The following is a 25950-nucleotide window of genomic DNA, read 5'->3' as shown; positions in this document are numbered from 1 at the left end:
TTTACTTTAATTGGTATAACTAAGCGATCTAGCCCATTCAAACATCAGTGATCCCATACTTCTGCATGACGCTCACAAGCCAGATAAGCAGCGCAGCCTAAACAATGGGTCGATATATGTTCTTCGCATTCGTTCGCAATTATCTGTTTCTGCTGCAAAGTAACCTCAGGCTCCAATACGGGTTCAAAGAACTTTGTCATTACTCATTACATCCAAATAAAATCAGTTAGTTAGTCTCAGGTTAATCCAATCTTTAACTAAGATACATATCATTAGACGCAAAAAAGCCCCTGCTGATTTCTCAGCAGGGGCTTTCTATTATTTGGTGTCATTCCGAATAACTACATCCTATTGATGTTGAGTTAAATCCTGGAATTAACCTTGAATACCAACAATTAACCAAGGTGCATTGTTAGTTGTTAGGTCACGCTCTAGGTGCCAGATATCAGTGATATCTTCTTCAACGCCATCCGCTGTGTCACGGTAACGACCGCTAAACTGAAGGCTTAGCTGTGCTTTGCTACCATCGTGGTCTGCGCGAACGATTTCAGCATCAACGTACATCACGTCTGTGTGCTGATCACCGTCTAGCTTATTACGCTCAGCTTTTAAGTCTTCAAATAGGCTTGGAGATACGTATTCTTCAATTGTGTTTAGTTCGTTGTGGTTCCATGCACCTTGCAGTGTACGGTAGTGCTCACGAGAACCGTTGATGAATGCTGCTTGATCAAAGCCCGGTGGGTAGTTATGTGGAACATCGCTTTGTGCACCAAAACCGAAACCACCAGCAGTACCTTGTGATTGAGGTTGTGCTTGCTCGAAGTTATGAACATTTGGTTGTTGCTTAGGTTGTTCAAACTTGTTCTGACCCATGCCGCCGAATGCTGGCTGTTGGCCACGTGCATTCTGCTGATTCATTGAGCCCTGCTTCGCGCCCAACATTCCGCGTAGGAATTTAAACGCAAGGAAAGCAATCAGACCCATAATCAGAATATCCATGAACTGGATACCTTCAAATGCGCCACCAAAGAATGCAGCTAAAAGACCACCAGCAAGTAAGCCACCTAGCAGACCGCCCATAAGGCCTTTCTTGCTAGAGTTAGCTGCTGTGTTCTTACCTGTTTGATCTTGACGGATCGAATTCGTGTTTTGTTGTTTTGGTGCTGGAGCCGTTTTAAAGCTTTTGCCAAATGACTTACCACCACCAAACTTTTTCGCTTCCGCGATTGGCGTCACCGCGACTGTTACCAACAGGATCGCGACTAGTGAGAAAAATCGTTTCATTATTATCCTTTATAGGTTTTTTATCTTTCGACACCTTAATCATACTCGTTAACAAAGAACAATGAAATATTCACCGTGTTTACACATGTATCATAATATTGCGGCTATTAATTGATTACTAAACTAGCGAAGGGATTGACGGCACTCTGGGGCAGCATTAAAATATTGAACGATGTTCATTTAATAGAAAGTACCCATGGCAAGACGAAACGATCATACTCGCGAACAATTAGTGCAATTAACCTTAAAAACGGTGACCGACTTCTTAGAAGAGCACTCTTATCACGAGCTAAGTCTACGTAAAATCGCCAATATGATTGGTTACGTTCCAAGTACCTTAGTAAATGTATTTGGTAATTACAACCTACTGCTTTTGCATGTGGTCGCTCAAACATTAGATGAACTGGCGTCAGAATCCGCTGCAACTGTTGAACAATCGAGCAACTCTCAACAAGCTCTATTCAACCTTGCCTACTGCTACCACGATTTTGCACAGAGACACCCTCACCGTTGGCAGCTTATCTTTGAGCACAACATGAACGGTGAAAACCTTCCTGAATGGCAATCGAACCGCATCGATAGAATGACAGGCATGCTAGAGCAGTTGCTAGTAGCGATTGCTCCTGAACATACGAAAAGCGAAGTCGTTAAAGCCAGCCGTGTATTATGGTCTGGAGTACACGGAATTACTCTACTTAGCGTTGATGATAAATTTTTCGCCTCTGAGCCTATTGATGGTAAAGAGCTGATCAATAACCTAGTCTCAAACTACTTAACCAACTGGTAATCATCCAAGGAAAGACAATGAACAACAGCAGCCAATCTTCGCTGTTAACGCAAAAAAGGTTCCTACCATACTTTATTACCCAATTTCTAGGAGCCTTTAACGACAACATATTCAAAAATGTCCTGTTACTGTTTGTTGCTTTCGCAAGCGTAGACACGCTGCCTATTTCCACCAATCTATTCATTAATTTGGCCGCTGGCCTTTTTATTCTACCCTTCTTCCTATTCTCTGCTTTAGCCGGTGTACTGGCTGACAAATACGAAAAATCGTGGTTTATCCGTAAAGTTAAGCTCCTCGAAGTAGTGATCATGTCACTGGGTGCGGTCGGTTTTATCTACGAAAGCTACGGAATATTACTTCTGCTCCTGTTCCTTATGGGAACGCAGAGTGCTTTCTTTGGTCCGGTGAAGTATGCCCTGCTTCCACAGCAGTTAGAAACAAAAGAACTGGTATCTGGTAACGCTCTCGTCGAGACAGGTACATTCTTAGCGATCCTGATTGGTACTCTAGGCGCAGGCATCATTGCATCTGAAGAAGGCGCGAAGCTCATTGCTGCGGTGTGTATTGTTTCGTTCGCCGTGCTTGGCTATGTATCAAGCTGCTTTATCCCACATGCGCCAAGTAATGCACCAGATCTTAAAGTAAAGTGGCAACCTGTAAAACTGACCTGCGCGACACTTGCGATTGCCAAAAAAGATCGCCCGACCTTTCAAGCTCTGATGTCTATCAGCTGGTTCTGGTTCCTTGGTGCGGCTTACCTAACTCAGTTCCCCAACTTCACTAAACTGCATCTAAACGGCACTGAAAGCTCCGTCGCCTTTTTACTGGCACTATTCTCGGTAGGCATTGCAATCGGCTCTTTAGCTTGCGATAAGTTATCTAATCACCGAATTGAAATCGGCATCGTGCCAATGGGCAGCTTAGGTATCTCGATCTTCGGTCTTCTGATGGCGATATCCATCCCGGAGTCTTTGCCTGACTTTAGTTCTTTCCATCAATTCGTAACCTACTCAGAGCTGTGGCCACTGTTTGCTTACCTTCTGCTTCTGGGTATCTCTGGCGGTGTCTTTATTGTTCCTCTGTATTCACTGATGCAGTTACGTGCCAAGCCCGACGAGCGTGCCCAAGTGATTGCCGGGCTCAATATCTACAACTCACTGTTCATGGTGGGAAGTGCGGTATTAGGTATTGTTTGCCTTAGTGTTCTAGATCTTTCAATTCCGCAGCTGTTTATCTTGCTCGCAGTGGGCAACACTTTGGTGATGCTGTACCTGTTTTATCAGGTGCCTATCTACGCTTTCCGCTTCTTTACGTGGGTGGTCACTCACACCATGTACAGAGTTAAACATAAGAACTTACATCACCTGCCAGAAAAGGGCGGTGCGTTGATTGTCTGCAACCATGTGAGTTATATGGATGCACTGCTGCTGAGTGCGGTTTGCCCTCGCTTGATCCGTTTTGTGATGGAAGAGGATTACACCAAGTTGCCGCCAATTCGACGCTTCTTGAAAAGAGCTGGGGTGATTCCAATCTCCGCGACCAACCGCAACTCGATTCGAAACGCTTTCAAAGAAGTAGAGCGTGCCCTGCATGAAGGTCACATCGTGTGTATTTTCCCAGAAGGAAAGCTCACCTCTGATGGCGAAATGGCTGAGTTCATGCGTGGTATGGAGCTGATCATCAAACGTTCCCCTGTCCCAGTGATTCCTATGGCTCTTAAAGGATTATGGGGTAGCTACTTTAGTCGTTACAAAGGCCGTGCCTGCAAAGGGTTACCCACTCGCTTCTGGACTAAGCTAGAGATAGAAGCTGGCGAGCCGATTTCACCTAAACAAGCCTCTTGTGAAACGCTTCGACAGTCAGTCTCTGACCTTCGCGGATCATTACGCTAGTTAACCAGCCCTTTATTCATATCAGTTGAACAAGCGTTAAGTTTTCCTTAACGTTTGTTCAATTCATTTAGACTTACTTATCATTTTATTGAACGTATAGTGGTCTCATCACAATAAAGCCACAACAAAACAAGACTCTAAATACAATGAACCTAAAAAAGTCCGTTCCATTTTATCTTGCTGCACTGTTTTGCTTAACGCCTTGGGTTAGCTCACCGACAGCCCTGGTTATCGGTTTCCTGCTTGCTAGTTTAGGATTAGTCCCTGAACACTTGGAAGTCGGCAAACTTACCAAAAAGCTACTGGCCTACTCTATTGTTGGCTTGGGTTTTGGTATTCAGTTTGAAAAAGCATTAGCAGTAACAGGCGATGGTATTGGGCTCATTGTAACGACGATTATCGGTACATTAGTCATTGGTTGGTTCTTGGCGAAACAAATGGGGCTAGACCGCACTACGGGCTATCTTATATCTTCTGGTACCGCGATTTGTGGTGGTAGCGCGATAGCAGCAGTGGCACCCGCGATCAAAGCAGACGATGAACAGATTGGCTTGGCATTAGCCACCGTATTCGTGTTGAACTCGGTTGCTCTATTCTTATTCCCGATGATTGGTCACGCGCTTGAGCTCAGCCAACAAACATTTGGTACTTGGGCAGCGATAGCGATTCACGATACGTCTTCTGTAGTAGGTGCAGCTTCAGCGTATGGCGAAGAAGCACTGACGACAGCGACAACATTGAAGCTCGCTCGCGCACTTTGGATCATCCCAATCGCTTTAATTAGTGCGATGATCTTCAAGAACGATCAAAAGAAGATTACGGTTCCCTACTTCATTTTCTTCTATTGCGCCGCTATCGCGGTGAGTGACTTACTGCCACAATTTGAGATGGTCTATCAAGGAATCTTTGATGTGTCTAAGCGAGCGCTGGTCGTGTGTTTGTTCTTAATTGGCTGTGGTATTTCAGTTGAGAAGTTAAAAGCGGCAGGGCCGAAACCACTGATGTTTGGTATTACAATGTGGGTCATGATCTCAACGGGTTCATTGGCGTGGTTAACTCTCGCTTAGCCCGCATAGAAACGCTTTAGATGTTTGTTCGGTGAACTAGACACTCAAGTTAGCGAGCAACAAAACAAAAAGGCAAAGCTCCAATGGGCTTTGCCTTTATCGTTTGTGGTAAGGGTATTCTTTGTTGTAACAATCACGAATCAAACAGGGGCTTATCACTCTTCTTGCTCTCTCTTTTCATTAAAACAAGTACCACAACCAACACAAATGCGGTGAGCTCAGCCAACGAACGAGTCAACCCTGACGAGATGATTGCTTGGCCTATCTGCAGTAAAACCGCAATGGTGAGGGCAATTTTCATAATAAGACCTTATTCTATAATCCGTTATTTATATGGCTTATTATGATGGATGGTTATAAAGATAATAAATTCTGTTTTGAACTATCTAATTGCTAAATTAACTAACCTAGCGCAACTGCCCTTCTAACCACTTAATAAAGGTTCTTACCTTAGGGCGTTTTTCCGTGCCTAGCGGGCAGATTAAGTCATACCCTTGGTCTGTATCCATGCTCGGATAAGGTGCTATCAGCTCACCAGTCTGAACATACTGCTTAACAAAATGATAGCGCCCCATCGCGACACCGATATTGCTGAGGGCACTTCTTACGCCCATATCCCGGTGGCTCACACAGTAAAATTGCTCAAACAAGTTCACATCTAAGCCGTGGTGTTTAATCCAACGCTGCCATACATCTGACCCTAGTGCATGAATGAAATTAATCCGGTGCAGCGATTCTAAGCCATCATCAAAGATGTCGTGTTCAGCCGCGTAACTCGGTGTACATACCGGAATATACTTTTCACCAAACAGGCGCTGTCGATGCATGTCTTTGAGATTTTCAGCACCATAGTAAATAGCGACATCGAGATGATTTTGATGAAAATCCTGCTCTTCTTGCGAGAAAATATTGAGATTAAACTTTGGGTATCGCTGTTTAAAATCAGCCAACCTCGGCAGTAACCAACTGTTGGCAAATGCAGGACTGGTACCGATATTGATCTGTCCATACAAGTCTGTGTTGGTAATGTCTTCGATCTCACCAAAAATAGAGCTTAACGACTTGGATAACGTTCGTTGAAAGCGCTGGCCTTCTTCCGTTAGTTCCAGTTTACGAGTCCCTCGCACAAACAAGTTAAATCCGAGTTCACCTTCTAACACTTTGATTCGATGGCTAACGGCTCCCTGAGTCAAATGCAACTTTCTAGCCGCTAGCGTAAAGCTCATTTTCTCTGCAGCAACATTAAAAGTATGAAGATTTCTAAGTAAAGATTGATGGTTAGCCATACGAACTCATGCATTAAAAATTTTAATTCATACTACTACCCGTTTCGTTTGTTTGCATTAAGAAATAAGTTTTTAATAACCGCAGTTACTTAAAATCCTGCCTCGATCAATATTTGACTCCATACGTTGACGAGCAGAAACATTAAAAAAATTAATTACAAACTTAGGGGCACATATGAATATACTCGGGTATATGCAAAAAGTAGGTAAGGCATTGATGGTTCCCGTAGCCACACTGCCAGCTGCAGCAATCCTTATGGGGATCGGCTATTGGTTGGATCCTGTTGGTTGGGGTTCTGAAAGTATCTTAGCCGCATTCTTGATCAAATCTGGTGGCGCGATCATCGACAACATGGCGGTTCTATTCGCGGTGGGTGTCGCATTTGGTTTGAGCCGTGATAAGAATGGTTCTGCGGCACTGTCTGGCTTTGTGATGTTCCTCGTCGTCACCACGCTACTTGCTCCGGGCTCTGTTGCTCAGTTAATGGATGTTGAACTCAGTGAAGTGCCTGCGGCATTTGGCAAAATCAGCAACCAATTCGTAGGTATCATTGTGGGTATCATCTCTGCTGAGATCTACAACCGCTACTCAACGGTTGAACTTCCTCAAGCTCTAGCGTTCTTCAGCGGTAAGCGTTTGGTTCCTATCCTGACCTCAATCGCAGGTATGGCTCTCTCTTTTGCTCTACTTTACATCTGGCCAGCTGTTTACGACGCTCTGATCGTTCTGGGTATTAAACTAGAAAGCATGGGTGCGGTGGGTGCTGGTCTGTTTGGTTTCTTCAACCGTTTGTTCCTATCAGTAGGTATGCACCACGCTCTTTACCCTGTGTTCTGGTTCGACGTTGTTGGTATTAACGACATTCCAAACTTCTTAGGAGGCGCGCAATCTATCGCTAACGGTACGGGTATTCCAGGTAAAACTGGCATGTACCAAGCGGGCTTCTTCCCTATCATGATGTTTGGCCTACCAGCAGCAGCATTGGCGATGTATCACTGTTCTGATGCGAAAAACAAAAACCAAGTATTCGCAATCATGCTTGCGGCAGCTATGGCTTCATTCTTCACGGGTATCACAGAGCCACTAGAATTCAGCTTCATGTTCCTAGCACCCGTGTTGTTCCTACTGCACGCAGTATTAACAGGCCTATCGCTTTACATTGCAGCAAGCATGGAATGGATGGCAGGCTTCGGCTTCTCTGCTGGTTTCGTTGACCTAGTACTATCAAGCCAAAACCCACTCGCGGTTAACTGGTACATGCTACTGGTTCAAGGTGTGGTGTTCTTCGCGCTTTACTACGGTATTTTCCGCTTCGCTATCATCAAGTTCAACCTACGTACTCCAGGTCGTGGTGAAGAGATGGAAGCAGAAAAAGAAACTGAAACGCCAGAAGCATTGGCTAACCTAACCAACAGCTACATTGAAGCGGTTGGCGGTGCAGACAACATTCTAGAAGTCGATAACTGTATTACTCGTCTACGCTTAACTGTGAAAGACTCAGGTGCAGCAGACAGCGAGAAACTGAAGAAACTCGGTGCGGCAGGTGTGGTACCGGTTGGGAAAGGTGGTCTACAAGTTATCATTGGTCTAGGTAAGGTAGATAAAGTCGCTGAACAAATGAAGAAGGCACTCGCTTAACGCCAAATCTTGAATGACACGATAAATAATTAGAATTTGTGACGGCTTCACCACCGTCACAACCCCCTGAAGCGCAATTACGACTAGTCACCGTGTATTGCGCTTCATTTTATTGCTCTTCGCTCTATTTAGAACGAGTCTGCTGTAACCACTGCGCCAATCCAGCGCGCGAAACCTTAATACCATGTTGTTCCTGCTGAGGCATTCGATAATACTCAATAGGAAATTTGAACCGTTCAAGACGACCAGTTAACTGCTCGATAAACCACTCTTTGGTTGGCAACTCAGCACAATCGACAATCGCTGCAGGTCGAAATCCGAACTCATCATCTTCAATGGGAACAATAAAAGCCTGATTAACCTCAGACAATTGATTGAGTACTCGCTCAATTTCTTCGCAATGAATGTTCTCACCACCAGAAATAAACTGGTTGTCGGCACGGCCAATAATCGACACTTGTTCGCCAAGCCACTCACCAAGATCTTTGCTATCAAACCAACCGCTCTTATCAACTAATGGCGTTAAGTTACCTTGATAGTAATACCCGGACGCGAGCGTCTCGCCACCAATAAAGATACGTTGTTCTTCAATTTTTAGCTGGCGATGGTTAAGGACAAAACCGGCGGTGCTGCCGGCATCAACGGGCTTCGCGGTCACGGTTGAAGCCGCTTCAGTCATGCCGTATCCAAGCCATGTTTCGATGCCCATTTGTTGAGCTTCGAGCCCAAGTGCTTCTGGTATATGACTACCACCCAAAAGTACATGCGTTAAAGTAAGTGCTTGCTTACTCTTTAACAATCGATGTAGTTGAGTAGCGACCAATGAAGCATGACTGCATTCTTCTATATCGGTTTCAAGCTGACCTGTGCCTATTTTGATGCAACCACCAGCCGCCAACCAACGATGAACTATCGCCAGCCCCGACACATGGTACATAGGTAAACTCAGTAACCACGTGTCACCTTGTTGATAACGAAACACCTCAAGCAGCCCTGACGCAGAGCATAGGTGCTGCTCAAGTGTATGAGCGACCGCTTTTGGGTTTCCGGTAGAACCTGAAGTGAATACGATGCTCGCTAGATTTTGCGGATTGAAATTGGATTCTTGAGGTGTCGTTATCTGCTCATCATCACCATCAAACTTCAGTTCACTTAGGCAAGGCAAGGTCACCAACTGAGTATTCAAATCGGCAGTCTCTGATTGCTCTATTCCGCTATTGCCCAAGAGCCAAAGGTAGCTCTGTTGATCTGCTTGATATAAGGAATCGAGCTTTTGCTTCAGGCGTAAACTAGGCTGAGGCATCGTAAACGCACAAACCACACCCAAATTGAGTGCGGCAAGATAAACAGGGATCACTTCAGCTTGATTCTTACCAACAATCGTCAGTACATCACCTTCAGATAGGCCTTGATGAGATAGCTGTTGTTGGTACTCACTAACCAACACAAACACTTGCTGCCAAGTATAAGTGCGGTGAGTGGTCACTAACGCTGGTTGAAGTGGGTTTTGCTGCGCCCACTTTACCCAGAGCGGGGGATGATTAGATTGTGGGCGCATCATATGATAACCAAAAATAGATTAAGAACTTGTTAAGCTAACTAAATAGCCATTCAAATAGCTCGGTCTAAGAAGACCAAATCAATTGTTGCTTTTCAAGCGTAGAGACAGGCAACTGACAGCCCGGCCAAGAAACCTCTAGCTGCTGCTTGAACAAGCCAATCGTATCCAACCCCGGCACTTCATTTGGCAAATATTGCTGCGCCAGACGAGCAATCTGAGTCAGACCTAGGCTCGACTCAATGCTTGAGCTCAATACAGGTTTCATTCCAAGCTTCTGTGCTCGCTCAATGATTGCCACGCAACGCTCGACAGAACCAATAAGAGTTGGCTTGATCACGACTGCTTTAACACCAGTAAGGTCGCTAAGATCAAATTCCGGGCTGCGCACCGCTTCTTGCAGTGTCTCGTCCCACGCAATCGCCACACCATGGTCAATGGCAAAGGCCAAACTGTCTTCTGGCTTTTGGCAAGGCTCTTCGATAAAGCTTATACGCTGGCGCATTGACGGCGAAATGTATTTAATGAATTGCTTCGCTTTCTCTGGCTTCCACGCACGGTTGGCATCAAGTCTTAGAGTCAAATCAGGGATCGACTCAAGGAATAAGCTAACCAACATGCCATCGCGAATCGCTTCGTAGAGGCCGACTTTCACTTTCGCGACCTTCTCGCCTACCATCTCATTCAATACAGGAATCAGTTCATCTGGATCGCCTGTACACAAAGGCGCCGCTTGGTAGTTACCTTGAGCGTTAAGATCGCCTCGCAATTCCATCATCGCCATTGAAAAGCCAAACGCGACAGAAGGATACAGCTCGTCGAAAGGCGTTTGAGGCTTATTGTGGCTCCAAAGCTCTAATTCGTGTTGAAGCTGAATGCCAGCTTGTTCGGCATCTTCTTGGCTAAAACCGGGCAAAGGCGCAACTTCGCCAAAACCAGTTTTACCATCACACTCAAGTTGGATGATATAGCCAACACGTTCGTTCAACTTATTGTCACGAAGAACCACACCACTATCCATAGGTAATTGATAACGGTAAAGTTTAGCGTGACGCTGAGAATTCACTGAGTTCATAAAGTTTCCTAAAAAACGGGGAACATCAAAACAAAACGAGCCGCTATTAGCGACTCATTTTGAAGAGGAGAAAGACTATGGATTACGCGGGAACTTGTCGAAGTCCGGTCGACGTTTCTCGTTGAATGCGTTGCGGCCTTCTTGGCCTTCCTCTGTCATGTAGAACATCATGGTTGCGTTACCAGCCAACTCTTGTAAGCCTGCTTGACCATCACAGTCAGCGTTCAGTGCCGCTTTCAAGCAACGCAGTGCCATTGGGCTGTGTTGAAGCACTTCACGACACCAACGAACTGTCTCTTTTTCTAGGTCAGCAACAGGAACAACGGTGTTTACAAGGCCCATGTCCAGTGCTTCTTGTGCATCGTAGAAGCGGCACAAGAACCAGATTTCACGTGCTTTCTTTTGACCAACGATACGAGCCATGTAAGAAGCACCCCAACCGCCATCGAAAGAACCCACTTTAGGACCCGTCTGACCGAACTGCGCGTTTTCAGCTGCAATAGTAAGGTCTGCCATCATGTGAAGTACATGACCGCCACCGACTGCCCAACCCGATACCGCTGCGATAACTGGTTTTGGACAAGTGCGAATTTGACGTTGGAAATCAAGTACATTCAAGTGGTGCGTACCTGAGTCATCTTGGTAACCGCCGTAGTCACCACGGATACTTTGGTCACCACCAGAACAGAACGCCTTCTCACCAAGACCAGTCAAAATGATTACCCCAACTTTCTCGTCATAACGAGCATCAGCCAGTGCATTGATCATCTCTTTTACGGTTTGTGGACGGAACGCATTGTGCACTTGAGGGCGAGCAATCGTGATTTTCGCAATACCGTCATCAGACTTGTGGTATTGAATATCTTCATATTGACTGCTTTCATCGCGCCAGTTAACGGCTGCGTAAAGTTCTTCTTCTGTGATGCCTACTGTTTTAGCCATGATGATTCCCATTGTTCTATTAGAGAGCGCGACTAGCGTAGAGTCGCGACGGTGTTGCTCTGCTTTCTATAGCGCTTGATACGAGAGGTTCGCTCAGTCAGTTCATCAACGACTGGCGATACATTGGATGATCAGATTTGAAAACATCTCTGGTTGCTCAAAATGAACATTATGACCCGCGTAATCCACCTGACTATATTCAAAGCCACTATTCTCAGCTAGCTCCATGAATTTACGATCTTTTTCTCCACATACATAATGCAATAAATGCTCATGAGATTTCAATGTGGCACGTAAATCCGGTTGCTTAGCTAACGAAGTAGATAACAACATATTTGCTACGGATACTCCAAGGTTACCACTACGCTTTATGACCAAAGTTTGTCTTTGCTCATGATTTAGTGAAGAAAAGACGCTTTGTTGATACCAATCGTCTAAAACATCTTCAATCGACTGCTGTGCAAAGCGAACAGCCCATTGCGTATCGTGTACTAACCTTTGTGCTCTTTCTTCATCACATTCCAAGCCAAAGTTGCCACCTTCAATGATGACTTTCTCTAAGTTAAGAGTTTCGAAGCAAGGGCTTGTTACCCCATACATGGCAAGCCTTCCCCCCATAGAATACCCAATCACCACGATAGGATAATCGACAGGAAGATCGTTGAGAGCCAGCTGAGATGTGATGCACTGAACAATTTTCTTACAGCAATGATCAAACCCTACCGGATCGATAAAGCGACTTTGTCCGTGTCCGGGTAAATCTATGCAAAGGAGAGGAAAATCCTCAAGGAATGGATGACATGCACTCCAATCATCCCCGCTTCCGAGTAAACCATGTAAGAAAACAAGCAAAGGTTTGTCAGAAGAATCTTGTACAGCTGGGTAATAATCGGAGTAAAGCATGTAAAGTCCTTAGGCTAATGCCTCGGTGAGCATTGAACTGAATTGTTTCAGCAAAGTAGACGCTTGTTCGGGAGGCGTCTTAACTTCCACGAGCAAGGTACCCTGACCCTGTTCGAAATGTTGTTCGATAATGGTTTGATAGCAATTCAAGGTTTCTGGCGCAGCGTATCCCAACTGGAATTGCGCAGCAGCGTGTTCAAAACTGAAACCATGAGGCATTTGATAAAGTGACTGTTTCTGCTGCTCTGGCACCGGCAATAAATCAAAGATCGCACCACCATCATTGTTGGTCACAACAATAACCATCGGCGTTAAATTATGAGTCAGCAGAGCCAGTGAGTTGAGATCGTAAAGCAAAGAAGTATCGCCAATCAACATCAATAAGGGGTTCTGGTTGGCTTTCACTACACCCGCAGCCGTCGCCACCAAGCCATCAATGCCCGATGCACCACGATTGCTGTAAACCCGATTCGCAGATATTGAAGACAGCATATCCACCAGCCTTACCATCAAGCTGTTTCCCACAAACAACTCTCTGTCTTTAAGTCTAGACGACAAGTCAACGGCAACACTCAACTCTGTCAGTTGGTCGTTATTAGAGATTTGCGCCAACGCTAACTGCTGAACCGTATTCGCGACTTCCGCCAAAGATGCCGCCCAGCCAGCATGTTCTCCCAACAGCGTTGGTAGATGTTGCTCTGATAACCAATGTTCGATATCAGCGACAATATGAGTTTGAGGCAGATGATCTTGATTAATACGATGTGCATCTGGTGAAACAACGATGTACTGCGATGAACAAAATGTGGCAGCTTGTTCTTTTACCCATTGGTTAAGACGCTTAGATACGATGCGCTCACCAAACTGGATAATAAAATCACACTGACTAAGCTGTGCTTTGGCTGCGTCACTTTGCATCCATAAATCATAGTGTTTCCAGTCACTACTGACACCCGATTGAGGGTCACAGAATACTGGCCAGCCCAAAGCTGTCGCAAACTGCTTGGCTTTAATTGCGGCTTCATTCTCGATAGAACCAATAATCACTGCGCCTTTACGAGCGACATAATCACTTGCTGAAACAGGCTGAGCGATTAAATGACTGGGCAAATAAGTGTTCGAGTAAAGGCAGGTTGAAGCTCTCCAAGCTGCCACGCTCTTTGTATAATCCGCATACATCTCGGCGCTATTAGCGGAATAAAGCGGTTCTGGGAACGGACAGTTGATATGAATAGCCCCACCGACGCTGCGCTGTTTCGCCAGTGCGTTATCAACCGACGTCAAAAGCCAATTCAAAGAAACTTGTGTCGTTGGACTTGGAAGGTTTAGTGCCGTTTCAACGTGAGACGAAAAGATACCCTGCTGCTGAATCGCTTGATTGGCACCACAGTCGACTAAATCAATCGGTCGATCGGAGGTCAACAAGATTAGCTTTTCTCGCGTTAATCCAGATTCAGCGGTCGCTGGTAGAAGGTTAGCTACGGCAGTTCCAGAAGTAACAACCACCGCAACGGGTTTGTTGCTCGCTTTAGCTAAACCTAAAGCCAAGAAGCCAAGCCCGCGCTCATCAAAGTGCGTATGTAAGGTTAGCTTAGAGTTAGCTTCGGCTTCGAGTGTTAATGGTGTTGAACGAGAGCCTGGCGCGATGCAAACATGTTCAACACCGCTGCGGGCAAGCTCTTCAAGTAATGTGTTACACCAAACTCTGTTTAATACAGCTTGGTCGTGATTCATGACGCCACACCTAATGGTGGGTGATCAGAAATTAAGCTAAGCAGAGTAGACATCTTCTTGTTCAGCTCTTGCCACTCATGTTCGGCAACCGATCCCGGCACGATCCCCGCGCCAGCAAACAGTTGTACTTGATCGTTTACAATCAAGGCGCTTCGAATCGCCACGCAGAATTCCGCTCGCTGATGACTGATATAGCCTACAGAGCCTGCATACCAACCTCGTGCAAACGGTTCGTGTTCAAGAATGAAATCCATCGCCTCTTTACGAGGTAAACCCGCCACCGCAGCAGTTGGCTGTAAGGCAGCAAGCAACTGCACACCATTAACGCCATTGTTGAGCTGAGCATGGATATTGCGCTTCAAATGCTGCACCTTACGCAAGCGCACTAGACGCGCATCCTTTTCAACATGGACCGTTTGAGAATGAGGAGTGAGACGCTCAATGATGTCGTCGACCACATACTGGTTCTCATTGAGGTTTTTGCTGTCTTGAGAAAGCCAGTTGGCCAGTTCCATATCCTCAGTAGCGTTCTCTCCGCGACCAATGGTTCCAGCAAGCGCCTCGGTATCAAGCTCCGTACCATGTCGGCTATATAAGCGCTCTGGTGTCGAGCCAATGAAACTGTGTTTAGAATCCAGCACCAACATAAAGTGGAAACTGTGGTGATTTTGCAGATAGCTGGCTTTAAGTAATTGAGCTGCGCAGATAGGCGCATCGAGTTGCAGTGTGGTTTTACGTGCTAAAACGACTTTTTTGTACTCTTCATCGCTAATGCCTTGCAGCACTTTATCGACAAGGTTGCCCCACTGCTCTCTTTCTGGAACGTGATTGATCTGTTCAATATGGGCAGACAAAGGCGCCAATATCGCGGCTTCTACAGAAAGCTTATTCAAAGCATTAATAGAAGAAACGCGATCAGGGGACAAATTAACCGCCAGCGACCAAGTATTGTCAAAGCGGATCAATTCAACCTGAGGAAGGAAGAAAAACGACTCCATGCAGCGACGGTTCTTTGCGGTGTGCCCATCAAACGAGCGTCCACCCCAGATTCGTTGGTCTTCACCAAGAATAGCGTACGCGGGTGCAGGATCTGAAAACGTATGTAACTGTCCGAGCGCAACAACCTCTTCACGAGTGTCGCGTGACTGCCAGTAGAACTTTGGAAAGAGCGGTTGAGCATGAAGCCATTCTATAAATGCAAACGATGGTTTTTGCGTTAGAACTTCAACACAACGAACTTCGCTTGCTTGGGCATTTTGTACTCGCTCAATCAAAGCGGAGATAGTTTGCTGGAAATGTGACAAATCGACCTCGTTCACATCTAAATTATTATTATATTAGTTTGATACTTTATGGGCAGTACCCACTTAGATCAAGAATGTACTATATCTTTTCAACATTCCTGTGATTTTAAGCGATCCCGCCCCTTTATTCATCTTAGCCAATAACCAAGAAAGCGATTAATTAAAATTTAGAAAAGAGTGACAACAAAAAGGCTAAACGTGACACTGAAATGCGACATTCATCAGATTTTTATTCTATCAAACGCCATTTTGCGGTACTTTAATAAAGTATTTAAATTAATTTCAGGAAATCGGCAATGCAAAATATCGGGATGTCGTCAAAACTCAACAGCGTATGCTACGAAATCAGGGGACCTGTACTCAAACATGCTAAGCGCATGGAAGAAGAAGGGCATAAAATACTGAAGCTTAATATTGGTAACCCCGCCCCATTTGGTTTTGACGCCCCTGATGAAATCCTTGTTGACGTAATCCGTAACCTACCGACATCTCAAGGTTACTGCGACTCAAAAGGCATCTATTCAGCCCGCAAAGCGGTTGTTCAGCACTACCAGAAAAAAGGCCTACGTAACCTTGATGTAGAAGACGTTTACATTGGTAACGGCGCATCAGAGCTTATCGTTATGTCTATGCAAGCGCTACTGGATAATGGTGATGAAATCTTAGTTCCCGCTCCGGACTACCCACTATGGACAGCGTCTGTTGCGCTTTCTGGTGGTACACCGGTTCACTACATGTGTGATGAAGATGCTGATTGGTATCCAGATTTAGACGACATGCGCGCGAAGATCTCACCAAAGACGCGCGGCATCGTTCTTATCAACCCGAACAACCCAACAGGCGCGGTATACAGCCGTGATTTCCTATTACAAGTGGTTGAGATTGCTCGTGAGCACGGTTTGATCATCTTCGCCGATGAAATCTACGACAAAGTACTTTACGACGGTGCGGTACACACTTCAGTGGCAACGCTTGCTGAAGACGTATTAATGGTCACGTTCAACGGCCTATCTAAAGCTTACCGTGTATGTGGTTTCCGTGGTGGTTGGATGTTCTTAACAGGCCCTAAACACCTAGCGAAAGGCTACGTTGAAGGACTAGAAATGCTGGCCTCAATGCGTTTGTGTGCCAACGTTCCGATGCAACACGCTATCCAAACCGCACTCGGTGGCTATCAGAGTATCAATGAGCTGATTCTTCCAGGCGGTCGACTGCTTGAACAGCGTGACCGTGCATGGGAACTGATCAACAAGATCCCTGGCGTTTCTTGTGTGAAACCGAAAGGTGCAATGTACCTGTTCCCTAAAATCGACACCAACATGTACAACATCAAAGACGATCAGAAGTTTGTACTCGACTTCCTTAAGCAAGAGAAGGTGCTATTGGTTCAAGGTACGGGCTTCAATTGGCCGAAACCGGATCACTTCCGTATCGTGACTCTGCCGCACATCGAAGATCTAGAAATCGCAATTGGTCGTTTAGAGCGCTTCTTACAGACTTACAGCCAAGACGACCTCATCGAAGGTTAATGAGCACAAAGAAAGATGGCTACAATTTGCTGTTTTAAAAGACTTTAACTTGTATTCATTCACTTCTATGCTTAAAAGGCTCCTGTTTAGGAGCCTTTTTTGTATCCGCTGTCTCGTATCCCTGTGCAAACACAAGATACGAGTGGAGTATTGTTTATACCAATCACAGTAAGTAAGTGTTCAGAAATAGCGTAGGGAAAAAGCTTGAGAACAAGGCAGCTATTTTCGACAAGCAGCTTCGATAAGTAGTTATTCTACAATCAAAAATTCTAACATAGTTATCGAGTTTTTTAACAAGCTAGGATGACCAGTTATTTACTACGATTGGTACTATAAGGACATTTATGAAACAGAGCCATTTCTTTGCCCATCTCGCACGCATGAAGCTAATTCAACGCTGGCCCCTGATGCGTTCGGTATCAAGCGAGAACATTTCAGAACATAGCCTACAGGTTGCTTTCGTGGCACACGCCTTGGCACTGATCAAAAACAAGAAGTTTGATGGTCAGCTTAACCCCGAGCACATTGCTCTGCTTGGCATGTACCACGACACCAGTGAGGTACTGACGGGTGATTTGCCAACGCCAGTTAAATACTACAACCCGGATATTGCACAAGAGTATAAGAAGATAGAAGCCGCGGCAGAACAAAGACTGCTTTCGATGTTGCCAGAAGAGTTCAGAGACGACTTCGCCCCCTTCTTAATATCTGGTACTGCGAGTAAAGAAGAGCAAAGCATCGTCAAGCAGGCAGATACTATCTGTGCGTACCTGAAATGCTTGGAAGAGCTCAGTGCGGGCAATCATGAATACGAGCAAGCCAAGCGCCGATTGGAAGAGACACTCGAACAACGCAAAAGCCCAGAAATGGACTACTTTCTCACCACATTCGCACCGAGCTTTGAATTATCACTAGACGAGATAAGCTAGCTGGGTATAAGTTGTTTTTAATTAGCTAAATAAAATCAATTTGATAGGTGCTATTTTGAATTCTCAACTCGAACCACCCTTTGTACTCGAACAAGAATGGCAGCATCGAAATGACGATGAACATAAAATAAGACGGGATGACCACCGCAGCCCGTATCAGCGTGACCGTGCGCGCGTGCTTCACTCTGCTGCTTTCCGTCGCTTACAAGCGAAAACCCAGATCCATGGCACCACGGTCAACGACTTTCACCGAACGCGCCTTACCCACTCTCTTGAGGCCGCTCAGCTTGGCACCGGTATCGTCGCTCAACTGAAGAAAAAGCAGCCCGAATTTCGAGACCTATTACCCTCAGACAGTTTGATTGATTCACTGTGTTTGGCTCACGACATCGGTCATCCACCCTATGGACATGGCGGCGAAGTCGCACTCAACTACATGATGCGCGACCACGGCGGCTTTGAGGGCAACGCTCAAACGTTTCGCATAGTCACACAGCTAGAACCTTACACTGAACATCACGGGATGAACCTATCTCGACGCACTTTGTTAGGTCTAATTAAGTACCCTTCTCTGCTGAGTGAGGTTCAAGCTAAATTGCAGTCTGAACCCGTTAAGCATCAACGACAACTCCGAGCTAAAGATTGGATGCCAGCAAAAGGCATCTACGATCATGATGAAGAGTTGTTTAACTGGGTGCTTGAACCGCTTTCAAGCAGCGACCAACAGCTCCTAAAACAGAAAAGAAAAACGCATACCGAGCCACTTGAGCACAACAAGACCAAATATAAGTCACTGGATTGTTCGATCATGGAACTTGCTGACGACATCGCGTATGGCGTGCACGATTTAGAAGATGCGATTGTGCTTGGCTCTGTGACCAAAGCTCAGTGGGTCGAATCGGCTTACCCTCAACTGAAAGAGATGGCCGACCCATGGATTTGTGAACACCTAGATTCAATTACAGAGATGCTTTTCTCTGGTGAACAGTATCGTCGAAAGGATGCGATTGGTGGGATAGTCAACGCACTGTTGACCAGTATCTCGATTAAGCGAGTGGAGGCTAACTTTGAGAATGTACTGTTGGCTTACAATGCGGTGCTCGAGCCGAGCATGGACGGCACACTCGATAAGCTGAAACACTTTGTCAGCGAGTTCGTTATTCAAGTGCCACAGGTTCAGGTCATCGAATACAAAGGTCAACAGATCATCATGGATATGTTTGAAGCATTCAGCGCAGATCCTGAACGCTTGCTGCCACTGCCCATCAAGAAGCAATGGCTACAACATCAAGATGAGTCTCGAAAAATGCGCGTGATAGCCGATTACATTTCATCGATGACTGATGATCTTGCGCAGAAAATGCATCAGCAACTGTTCTCAGCTCATACCGAGTTTTAATTCCTGACTCACTTTACTAAAACGGCTTAATCTAAGTAGTTTTTCTCAAACACGCCCGGCGGCATTTGATTGATTTGAAACTGAATCATTTGGTCAAATGCCGTTAGCAAAGGGCTAAAGTCGCCATCACGCTCTAACAAGCTAAGTAAATGATAGCCAGCTTCAACGGTTGAAAGGCTATTTTCACTGGGTGCTTTGCGAATTCGGTAATTACCCTTGAGATCTTTCGGTAAATGAACCGTGTTCAACGCATGCAAGTTACTCGATACTTGCCACATCTTGAATGCTTTCTTCCACGTGCCATCCAATAAAATCACACGCAGCTTCTTATTGGGAGATGTCGCCGACTCAACTGAAACAGAGTTTTCGCTTGGGTATAAAATCACATGTTGATACTGTTCATCGCACAACAATGCGTTGAGTTGTTCGTTGTCTGAAAAGTCTTCGCCAACAAACGTCACGCTGTTATTAAGAGATAACGAGAGAATACGCGCTGTTCCCATCGGACGATGCTCTTCTGATGGGTGCTGAAGAATGATAAGCTCAACATTCGATTCGAGTGGTGTAACCCACTGACAAATACAAGCTTTCAAAGCCTTGCTGCATTGGGGGCAATAACGAGACATGGATTTAATGTGTACCCTGTTTTAATTTTCATTTCACTTTTATGCGTCTTATTCCAATTTGAGCCAATACAAGCTTGGGTCGTTTGGGATAGCAATGCGATTGCCGATGGGCAATGGTGGCGAATCCTAACAGGAAACTTTTCACATACCAACTACTCGCATCTTCTGATGAATCTAGCAGGCTTGTGGATCATCAGCTACCTGTTTCAACCGAGTAAAAAACAGCTTGTTGTTGCTTTGCTTGTGATCAGTTTAGTGACTGGCGTCGCTCTGTTGTTTTCAAGTATTCAGATCTACGTTGGCCTATCGGGCACTTTGCATGGGTTGTTTGGCTTATTCGCGCTCAGAGAGGCTTTAAACGGCAGGAAGTCTAGTTGGCTGTTAGTATTCGGATTAGTCGCTAAAATCGCTTGGGAGCAGCTTATTGGCCCTTCTAGCACGACTGGTGAACTGATTAATGCTCGTATCGCGATTGAAGCCCACCTAGCAGGTGCATTGGCCGGAGGCTTCATATCTATCGCTTCATTTCTAACAAGTAGAAAAACGGGTCAAAGTTGAATTCTTTCGCGGTTCTTTTCAACCGTCGCTTCACCTATCCCTTTGACACTCACCAAATCATCAGCAGTAGTAAATGCCCCGTTCTGATCTCTGTAATCGACGATTTCTTTGGCTTTCTTGTCACCCACGCCAACCAATAGTGCTGAAAGTTCTTCTGCCGTCGCGGTATTGATGTTGACCGTAATCTCAATGCCTTCGTAAAGCTCAGCCTTGGTTGGGCTGTCTGCAAACACGGCAGGGCTTAAGAGCATCAGAAATGAAAGAATTAGTGTTGAATATATCGTGCGCATAAATAGTTCCTTTGTTCAAAAAACGTAACTTATGCATTTGCCGCGCTAGATAACACAATCACCAGATAAAAATAAAGCGGATCACCTAAGTGACCCGCTTCGTTATACATCTTATTTTCATCAGCTTGTTTGTTGGCTCACAAATCTGAATTAAAGCCTAACAATCACGTGTTGATTTCAGTAGTAAGCTCTAACTTGAGCTTGCTACTGAGGTAATCAAACGCTTACTGACCTTGACCCACTACGTAGTATTCAACGTCTGCGTTTTTACGAAGTACGTTTAATACGTTAGTCAGGTCTTGCTGGTTACCAACTCGCTCCAACTGTGCACCAATTTGAGTGCTGTAGGCTGGGTTGATCTCAGCCGTTACTTTAGAAAGCTCAACAACAACGATATTACCGTCTTGGTCTTTAGATTGACCGAACACAGCTTGACCTGCTTCTGGTTTCGCTAGAGCGAATACAGATGCCGCTAATGGCGAGTTACGGTCAATCGTTTCAAGTTCAGTGAACTCAAGGTTGTTGTCCGCTAGTACTGCTTCATTGCCTTGCTCAAGTTCGTTCACTAGAGAAACACCTAGCTCAACCGCTTGCTGCTCTGCTTGTACAGCAGACAGTGCAGCGACAACTTGATCTTTCACTTCAGCTAGAGGAAGAACTGTCTCATCACGAGTCTCTTCTACACGAACAACAATTACGTGCTCAGGTGCAACTTCGATAACTTCCGAGTTTAGACCGTCTTCTTTCACTTCAGGGCTCAAGATAGCTTGCATAACTGCAGGCGTCATCAGAACTTCTGGAGCGTCAACTTGAGAGATGAAATCTGTCGTTGTGATCTTCGCGTTGATAGCTTCTGCAGAATCATCTAGAGAATCTGGGAATTCAAACGCTACTTTTTCTAGCTCAGTTTGTTGCTCGTAGAACTGATCAACTGCGTGTTGGTCTAGAAGCTCTGTCTTAATCTCTGCCGCTACTTCAATGTAAGGCTGAGCTTGAGACGCTTTTAGTTCGTCTAGCTTGATGATGTGGTAGCCGAAATCAGATTTAACTAGGCCAGTAGTATCGCCAATATTCTCAAGAGCGAAAGCCGCGTCTTCGAATGCAGGGTCCATAACATCGCGCTCAATCCAACCTAGATCACCGCCAACGTCTGCACTACCGAAGTCGTCAGATTTCTCTTCCGCTAGCGTAGCAAAATCAGCGCCTGCATTTAGCTCGTCTAGGATTGCCTGAGCTTTCGCTTCGTCATCGCCTTGAACTAGGATGTGGCTAACTTTACGTTGCTCTTCCGTTGAGTACTTGTCTAGGTGCTCTTGGTAGTATTTCTGTGCTTCTTCATCGCTTACTTCAAGCTGAGACTTAAGCGCTTCAGCAGAAAGCTCAATGTAAGATACCTTAGCTTGCTCTGGACGAGTGTAAGCTGCTGGGTTCTCTTGGTAGTACTGTTCGATTTGCTCGTCAGTTAACTCGATGTCTTTTGCAAGGTCAGCAACAGACAGTGTCACTGTGCGAATGTCACGAGTTTGTGCGATAAGCTTGCTCTGAGTATCGATTTCGCCCTGAAGAACGAATTCACTGCCTTGAAGTGCAGTCACAAGCTGGTTGCGCATAAGGTCACGACGCATGTATTCAGCGAAGCTCTCTGCGCTGAAACCTGCACGACGTAGTGCCGATTGGTAAACTTCTTGGTCGAATTGACCCGCCGTTTGGAACTGAGGCATTTCTAGAATCATGGTGCGGATTTGAGAATCACTGATTCGTAGGCCTAGAGACTCAGCTTGCTGCTCAAGCAGTACGTCATTGATCATGCGATCAAGTACTGATTTACGGAAAGACTCTACGTAAGCAGGGTCTGCAAGCATTTGCGCGAAGTAATCGCCAAGTTGAGACTGCATACGATTACGTTCGTTTTGGTAAGCCTGTTCGAACTCACCACGAGCAATTTCTGTGTTGCCAACTTTAGCTGCTGCGTTGTTACCGCCACCGGTGATGTAGCTGCCTACACCTGCGAATACGAATGACAGGATAATCAACCCAAGGATAATTTTTACCGCGATGCTATTCACGCCTTCGCGTAATCGATCCATCATAATTTAAGTGCTCTCCGGATATGAAGCATTGGCTTCAAAATAAAAATCTATTCACGCGATATTATCAGAAAAAGAAATGCGCATCAGTAGGATGCGCATAATTTAAATAAGTTCAATGTGCTTTGTACACATACTGTTTAAGAATGAAACATCATTTTTCAAACAGTAAACGCATTTTACTGCCTTCCCCTCTTAAATGGAGGTTTCAGCAGTGAAAATTAGTTACATGCGTCTTTAAGTGCTTTACCCGCTTTGAAGCCAGGTACTTTAGCTTCTGCGATTTGGATCTCTTCACCAGTTTTTGGGTTACGACCTGTACGAGCAGCACGAGTACGAACACTGAAAGTACCAAAGCCAACAAGTGCAACTTGGTCACCAGATTGTAGCGTTGTGCCAACTGCTTCGATGAATGCGTCTAGAGCGCGGCCAGCTGAAGCTTTAGAGATGTCTGCGTTTTCTGCGATTGATTCTACTAGTTGTGTTTTATTCACTGTTTTTCCCCTATGTGTCATCTGTGACTACTTCTGATGACTGTACGTTCCATTTTGGTTTTAATTTAGCCGCAAGCCTTATTGCAAAAGGGCTGCCGCTTTGATCAATAACTTAGCGTCCAAAAAAAACGCTGACAAGCCTTTTCGGGCCTATCAGCGTAATTCTTTACTTATTTTTGCTATGCATCACTATTTTTTCACGTCAAACTCGACCCCTGACGGATCTCGTTCTAGCGCGACTTTGAGTACTTCATCAATCCACTGAACCGGGATCACCTTCAAGTCAGCGATTACGTTGTCTGGAATCTCTTCCAAATCACGCTCATTGTCTTTAGGGATCAGTACAGTTTTGATGCCGCCACGGTGTGCAGCAAGCAGTTTTTCTTTCAAGCCACCGATAGGTAAAACTTCACCACGAAGGGTAATTTCACCTGTCATACCGACCTCTGCTTTAACCGGGTTACCCGTCAAGCTAGAGACAAGTGCAGTACACATTGCGATACCCGCACTCGGGCCATCTTTCGGTGTAGCACCTTCTGGTACGTGAACGTGAATGTCACGTTTTTCGTAGAAATCTGAGTTGATACCCAGTTTTTCAGCACGAGAACGAACCACTGTCATTGCCGCTTGAATCGACTCTTTCATCACGTCGCCAAGTGAGCCAGTTTGCGTTAGCTTACCTTTGCCCGGCATTGCTTCGGTCTCGATAGTCAGTAGATCACCACCCACTTGAGTCCACGCTAGGCCTGTTACTTGACCGATACGGTTGCTTTCATCCGCTTTACCGAAGTCGTGGCGTTGAACACCTAAGTACTCTTTCAGGTTATCAATGTTAACCGTTACAGACTTAAGATCGCTGTCTAGCAAGATGTTCTTCACTGCTTTACGACAGATCTTTGAGATTTCACGCTCTAGGCTACGTACACCCGCTTCACGCGTGTAGTAACGAATGATGCCGATGATTGCAGAGTCTTCAATCTCAATTTCATGAGGCTTAAGACCGTTGCGTTGAACTTGCTTGTCCAGTAAATGGCTCTTAGCAATGTTCAGCTTCTCATCTTCTGTGTAACCAGATAGACGAATCACTTCCATACGGTCCAGTAGAGGCCCAGGAATGTCCATCGAGTTCGATGTTGCCACGAACATAACATCTGACAGATCGTAATCTACTTCTAGGTAGTGATCGTTAAATGCGTTGTTTTGTTCTGGATCTAGAACTTCTAGAAGTGCTGAAGATGGGTCGCCACGCATATCAGAAGACATCTTATCGATCTCATCTAATAGGAACAGTGGGTTCTTAACACCAACTTTAGACATCTTCTGGATCAGTTTACCCGGAAGTGAACCGATGTACGTACGACGGTGACCACGAATCTCAGCTTCATCACGAACGCCACCAAGTGCCATACGCGTGTACTTACGACCCGTTGCCGCAGCAATCGAACGACCTAGCGAGGTTTTACCTACACCAGGAGGACCAACAAGACAAAGGATTGGGCCTTTTAGCTTGTTGATACGGTTTTGTACTGCCAAGTATTCAAGAATACGTTCTTTAACACGCTCTAAGCCGTAGTGGTCTTCGTTTAAGATCTCTTCCGCTTTCGCTAGATTCTTTTTCACTTTTGAACGCTTAGCCCAAGGAACGCCCACCATCCAATCAATGTAGCTACGTACTACTGTTGCTTCAGCAGACATTGGCGACATCATTTTCAGTTTTTGCAGTTCTTGCTCGGTTTTTTCACGAGCTTCTTGAGGCATCTTGGAGTCTTCGATCTTCTTCTTCAGAGTCTCGAATTCATCAGGAGCGTCGTCCATCTCGCCAAGTTCTTTCTGAATCGCTTTCATTTGCTCATTCAGGTAGTACTCACGCTGAGATTTTTCCATTTGCTTCTTAACGCGGCCACGAATGCGTTTTTCAACTTGCAAGATGTCAATTTCTGACTCCATTTGGCCCATCAAGAATTCCAGACGTTCAGTCACATCTAAGATTTCTAGAACGTGCTGCTTGTCTACCAGTTTAAGTGGCATGTGTGCAGCAATCGTATCAGCAAGGCGAGCTGCCTCATCAATACCGTTCAGAGATGTTAGAACTTCTGGTGGAATCTTTTTGTTCAGCTTAATAAAGCCTTCGAATTGATTGATCGCGCTGCGAACAACCACTTCTTGTTCTTTTTCGTCAAGTTCTGAGGTTACAACGTATTCTGCGTCCGCTAAGAAAAACTCACTTTCTTTGAATTGGTGAATTTTTGCACGCTGCTGACCTTCGACAAGCACTTTAACAGTACCATCAGGGAGCTTTAGTAACTGAAGAATGGTAGCGACAGTACCTACTTTAAATAGGTCGTCAATTGAAGGCTCATCAGTGTCCGCTTCTTTCTGCGCTACAAGTAGTACTTGTTTGTTAGCTTCCATTGCCGATTCAAGGCAAGTAATCGATTTTTCACGACCAACAAACAATGGAATAACCATGTGTGGGTAAACCACTACATCACGTAGAGGTAGCACGGGGATTTCGATACGCTCGGAACGTTCCAAGTTCATATATTTCTCTCTTCCGCTTTAACTTA

At 45.4% G+C, this 25950-nt stretch carries 22 protein-coding genes; 8 read left to right on the top strand and 14 right to left on the bottom strand.

The window, feature by feature from the left end; genetic code table 11:
• Window positions 1-375 precede the first annotated feature (375 nt).
• The gene (locus AB4493_RS16395) at window positions 376-1284 is read right to left on the bottom strand and encodes a Tim44 domain-containing protein (protein WP_017060179.1); all 909 of its coding nucleotides are present in this window, start codon (window positions 1282-1284) and stop codon (window positions 376-378) included.
• 196 nt (window positions 1285-1480) lie between these two features.
• Between AB4493_RS16395 and AB4493_RS16390 the strand changes: the two genes are divergently transcribed.
• The 3 genes from AB4493_RS16390 (at window position 1481) to AB4493_RS16380 (ending at window position 5030) form a co-directional block, all read left to right on the top strand.
• Window positions 1481-2071, top strand: a complete 591-nt coding sequence (locus tag AB4493_RS16390) for a TetR/AcrR family transcriptional regulator (RefSeq protein WP_372155434.1) — start codon at window positions 1481-1483, stop codon at window positions 2069-2071.
• Between the two features lie 17 nt (window positions 2072-2088).
• Window positions 2089-3963: an MFS transporter gene (locus AB4493_RS16385; protein ID WP_017060177.1), complete on the top strand. Its 1875-nt coding sequence runs from the start codon at window positions 2089-2091 to the stop codon at window positions 3961-3963.
• A gap of 146 nt (window positions 3964-4109) precedes the next feature.
• Window positions 4110-5030: a YeiH family protein gene (locus AB4493_RS16380; protein WP_017060176.1), complete on the top strand. Its 921-nt coding sequence runs from the start codon at window positions 4110-4112 to the stop codon at window positions 5028-5030.
• 133 nt (window positions 5031-5163) lie between these two features.
• On the opposite strand, the gene AB4493_RS16375 is transcribed toward AB4493_RS16380, so the two are convergent.
• Both AB4493_RS16375 and AB4493_RS16370 read right to left on the bottom strand, forming a co-directional pair.
• The gene (locus tag AB4493_RS16375) at window positions 5164-5331 is read right to left on the bottom strand and encodes a hypothetical protein (protein ID WP_017060175.1); all 168 of its coding nucleotides are present in this window, start codon (window positions 5329-5331) and stop codon (window positions 5164-5166) included.
• 106 nt (window positions 5332-5437) lie between these two features.
• Window positions 5438-6316, bottom strand: coding sequence for a LysR substrate-binding domain-containing protein (locus tag AB4493_RS16370; protein ID WP_372155432.1), 879 nt, complete (start codon window positions 6314-6316; stop codon window positions 5438-5440).
• 193 nt (window positions 6317-6509) lie between these two features.
• On the opposite strand from AB4493_RS16370, the gene nagE reads away from it, so the two are divergent.
• Window positions 6510-7955, top strand: a complete 1446-nt coding sequence (gene nagE / locus AB4493_RS16365) for an N-acetylglucosamine-specific PTS transporter subunit IIBC (protein WP_017064077.1) — start codon at window positions 6510-6512, stop codon at window positions 7953-7955.
• 124 nt (window positions 7956-8079) lie between these two features.
• On the opposite strand, the gene menE is transcribed toward nagE, so the two are convergent.
• From menE to AB4493_RS16335, 6 genes are all read right to left on the bottom strand, one after another.
• Window positions 8080-9516 carry an o-succinylbenzoate--CoA ligase gene (gene menE / locus AB4493_RS16360; RefSeq protein WP_017060172.1) on the bottom strand — a complete coding sequence of 479 codons (1437 nt, stop codon included), beginning with the start codon at window positions 9514-9516 and terminating at the stop codon, window positions 8080-8082.
• A gap of 64 nt (window positions 9517-9580) precedes the next feature.
• The gene (gene menC / locus AB4493_RS16355; protein ID WP_017060171.1) at window positions 9581-10588 is read right to left on the bottom strand and encodes an o-succinylbenzoate synthase; all 1008 of its coding nucleotides are present in this window, start codon (window positions 10586-10588) and stop codon (window positions 9581-9583) included.
• Between the two features lie 75 nt (window positions 10589-10663).
• Window positions 10664-11530 (bottom strand): 1,4-dihydroxy-2-naphthoyl-CoA synthase, encoded by an 867-nt coding sequence (gene menB / locus AB4493_RS16350; RefSeq protein ID WP_017064079.1) that lies wholly within the window; start codon window positions 11528-11530, stop codon window positions 10664-10666.
• Window positions 11531-11635: 105 nt separating this feature from the next.
• Window positions 11636-12433: a 2-succinyl-6-hydroxy-2,4-cyclohexadiene-1-carboxylate synthase gene (menH, locus tag AB4493_RS16345; protein ID WP_017071715.1), complete on the bottom strand. Its 798-nt coding sequence runs from the start codon at window positions 12431-12433 to the stop codon at window positions 11636-11638.
• A gap of 9 nt (window positions 12434-12442) precedes the next feature.
• Window positions 12443-14167 (bottom strand): 2-succinyl-5-enolpyruvyl-6-hydroxy-3-cyclohexene-1-carboxylic-acid synthase, encoded by a 1725-nt coding sequence (menD, locus tag AB4493_RS16340; protein WP_371721888.1) that lies wholly within the window; start codon window positions 14165-14167, stop codon window positions 12443-12445.
• On the bottom strand, window positions 14164-15471 hold the full coding sequence (locus AB4493_RS16335; protein ID WP_065583685.1) for an isochorismate synthase MenF: 1308 nt from the start codon (window positions 15469-15471) through the stop codon (window positions 14164-14166). The genes menD and AB4493_RS16335 overlap by 4 nt, the downstream gene beginning before the upstream one ends.
• Window positions 15472-15767: 296 nt before the next feature.
• On the opposite strand from AB4493_RS16335, the gene AB4493_RS16330 reads away from it, so the two are divergent.
• From AB4493_RS16330 to AB4493_RS16320, 3 genes are all read left to right on the top strand, one after another.
• Window positions 15768-17000 carry a pyridoxal phosphate-dependent aminotransferase gene (locus AB4493_RS16330; protein ID WP_017060166.1) on the top strand — a complete coding sequence of 411 codons (1233 nt, stop codon included), beginning with the start codon at window positions 15768-15770 and terminating at the stop codon, window positions 16998-17000.
• A gap of 344 nt (window positions 17001-17344) precedes the next feature.
• Window positions 17345-17929 (top strand): 5'-deoxynucleotidase, encoded by a 585-nt coding sequence (yfbR, locus tag AB4493_RS16325; RefSeq protein ID WP_017060613.1) that lies wholly within the window; start codon window positions 17345-17347, stop codon window positions 17927-17929.
• Between the two features lie 55 nt (window positions 17930-17984).
• Window positions 17985-19328, top strand: a complete 1344-nt coding sequence (locus AB4493_RS16320; RefSeq protein ID WP_017060614.1) for an anti-phage deoxyguanosine triphosphatase — start codon at window positions 17985-17987, stop codon at window positions 19326-19328.
• Window positions 19329-19354: 26 nt separating this feature from the next.
• Here the strand turns inward: AB4493_RS16320 and AB4493_RS16315 are convergent, their stop codons facing one another.
• Complete coding sequence (locus tag AB4493_RS16315) at window positions 19355-19954, bottom strand: tRNA-uridine aminocarboxypropyltransferase (RefSeq protein ID WP_017060615.1); 600 nt, start codon at window positions 19952-19954, stop codon at window positions 19355-19357.
• A 9-nt stretch (window positions 19955-19963) separates the two neighbouring features.
• Here AB4493_RS16315 and rrtA point away from each other — a divergent pair, with 9 nt between their 5' ends.
• Window positions 19964-20512, top strand: a complete 549-nt coding sequence (rrtA, locus tag AB4493_RS16310) for a rhombosortase (protein WP_017060616.1) — start codon at window positions 19964-19966, stop codon at window positions 20510-20512.
• Here the strand turns inward: rrtA and AB4493_RS16305 are convergent.
• The 4 genes from AB4493_RS16305 to lon all read right to left on the bottom strand — a co-directional run bounded on the left by AB4493_RS16305 (window position 20503) and on the right by lon (window position 25924).
• Window positions 20503-20802, bottom strand: coding sequence for a helix-hairpin-helix domain-containing protein (locus AB4493_RS16305; protein ID WP_017060617.1), 300 nt, complete (start codon window positions 20800-20802; stop codon window positions 20503-20505). The genes rrtA and AB4493_RS16305 overlap by 10 nt on opposite strands.
• Window positions 20803-21026: 224 nt before the next feature.
• Window positions 21027-22892, bottom strand: coding sequence for a peptidylprolyl isomerase (ppiD, locus tag AB4493_RS16300; protein WP_372155429.1), 1866 nt, complete (start codon window positions 22890-22892; stop codon window positions 21027-21029).
• A gap of 218 nt (window positions 22893-23110) precedes the next feature.
• Window positions 23111-23404, bottom strand: a complete 294-nt coding sequence (locus AB4493_RS16295; RefSeq protein ID WP_012604504.1) for an HU family DNA-binding protein — start codon at window positions 23402-23404, stop codon at window positions 23111-23113.
• 168 nt (window positions 23405-23572) lie between these two features.
• The gene (lon, locus tag AB4493_RS16290) at window positions 23573-25924 is read right to left on the bottom strand and encodes an endopeptidase La (RefSeq protein ID WP_017060619.1); all 2352 of its coding nucleotides are present in this window, start codon (window positions 25922-25924) and stop codon (window positions 23573-23575) included.
• Window positions 25925-25950 lie beyond the last annotated feature (26 nt).

The sequence above is a fragment of the Vibrio sp. 10N.222.55.A1 genome (assembly GCF_041473835.1).
Lineage (GTDB): Bacteria > Pseudomonadota > Gammaproteobacteria > Enterobacterales > Vibrionaceae > Vibrio > Vibrio crassostreae_C.
The sequence above is the reverse complement of the archived record's forward strand: the minus strand, read 5'-3'. Positions and strand labels throughout refer to the sequence as shown.